Annotated in this window: 1 protein-coding gene; it reads left to right on the top strand. The window is 43.6% G+C overall.

Annotated features, from left to right (window positions below):
- The first annotated feature begins 683 nt into the window (after positions 1-683).
- Positions 684-1382, top strand: a complete 699-nt coding sequence (locus tag NNO02_RS23165) for a YagK/YfjJ domain-containing protein (protein WP_271455868.1) — start codon at positions 684-686, stop codon at positions 1380-1382.
- Positions 1383-1729 lie beyond the last annotated feature (347 nt).

Genomic DNA, 1729 nt, shown 5'->3' with positions numbered 1-1729 from the left:
ATCTAAATAGGATACCTAAAAAATAATTATTATTGTTTCCTACTCCAACATGATTATTGCAAGAATCTGTTGGCTGCGATGAATTTGGGGTTACGCATAGTGTACAGAGTTAGTTATCAACTGGTCACTGGCCTCAAATCGGAATGAGTTGTCACTTTGATTTAGACAAAATATACCGCACACTAGTTCAGCAGACGATTGGTCACGAACATTCAAACCAAGGACAAACCAAGGTTTACACAGGCAGGATGAAAGTTTCTGATTCGCTTCCAGTTGTTGATAGTGTTGACTGGTTTTAGTGATAGTCATTCTAATTCAATGGGTTTGCTTATCCGTGGTTAAGTACTTATCGACAGGGAAGCACTATGTCGGGGTATCGCAAAAGTGGAAAAATTGCATAAGCAAACCCGAAAAAAACGCAGATTAAAATAATCTTTGCACTGCTATTTGTTTTGAGATATTGTTATTATGGACTTCTATATCTCATGTCAACTTTCTTCGAAAAAGTTTCATCCACCTTTTTTACCATCGGGCTTTGCTTGATGGGGGTTGAACTACCTGTAACCGCTTCGTTTTACGGTGGTCAGATGGTAATAACTTATACGTGTGTGCGTGTACGCGAGGGGTTGTTTATATAACTAACTTATGGGGGTGTTGTGTCAGAAGAAGGATCTATTCAGTCAATGCTCGCACAGGCTACGCCTTACACAACCAAAATTCATAAACACGGGCGTTACAGGGTCATCACAGGTGATGTTTTCATTCGTAATGGTTACGCCTACCCGATTAACACCACCGACCAATCCGGTGTTCGCCTTGATATCCTTACCCCTGTAGCAGAACAGCTTGATGCAATACTATCCATCTACAGTCGGGTTTACTTCTCTCGCTTCGATTTACGCTTACCTGAGAATACCCAAATAGACACAGGCAACAGGTGGGTAAGCGACCTGTTTAAAAAACTACGTGAACGCCTGAGGGCTAAATTAAACAGGCCTGGGGGATTGGCAGAACCGATCCTCAACTTTGCTTATGGCTGGGTACGGGAGAAAGAGACAGCAAAACAGGTGCATTACCATTGCTGGATTGCCCTCCCGCATCGACAGGTCAGACGCCTTGGGACACCCACAAGTGGCATTGCCGGAAGTATTGTTGAAATCTGGATGGGTCTGACGGGCGGTAAAGCAACGCTGGTGGAGCTGCCAAAAGCAACGGAAAGATATCCGAATCATTACATTATCGAAAGAAATAAGCCGAAAACGCTCGAGGGGCCTTTTCTGTGGGTATCGTATCTGGCGAAAGAGCGTGGAAAGTATCAGACCGGAAATGGGGATCGGGTCCACTCAACATCAAAATTGAGCAATAAAAACCATAATTGCTAAATCCTTAGTGTAACGCTCTCTACGGCCTTCAAATCAGGAGGTAGTACCTTCGCATTACCCACACTACAAAAGGCGCTCACGATAGCGCTCATTGCGTTTAACAATGCCTTCTCTCATGCACCACAGCTTAACTTTTAAATATAGCACCCCATCACTATCTTTTCCAGGTAGATTTAAGCTGGTGTGCGGCTCCGCTGGATTTACTGTCGCCGGAATATTTCGAATTAATTGACCCGAAAATAGCCATAATTAAGCCTCACACGTTGTGTAGGGCAGCATCTGAATCTTAGTGAAGACAGGTTAAATCTTATGCCTCTTTGATGTTCCAGTTTCGTTTGATAGTCGGG

Source organism: Citrobacter sp. Awk 2 (assembly GCF_028069815.1).
Classification (GTDB): Bacteria; Pseudomonadota; Gammaproteobacteria; order Enterobacterales; family Enterobacteriaceae; genus Citrobacter.
This window is presented reverse-complemented; position numbering and strand designations above follow the sequence as displayed.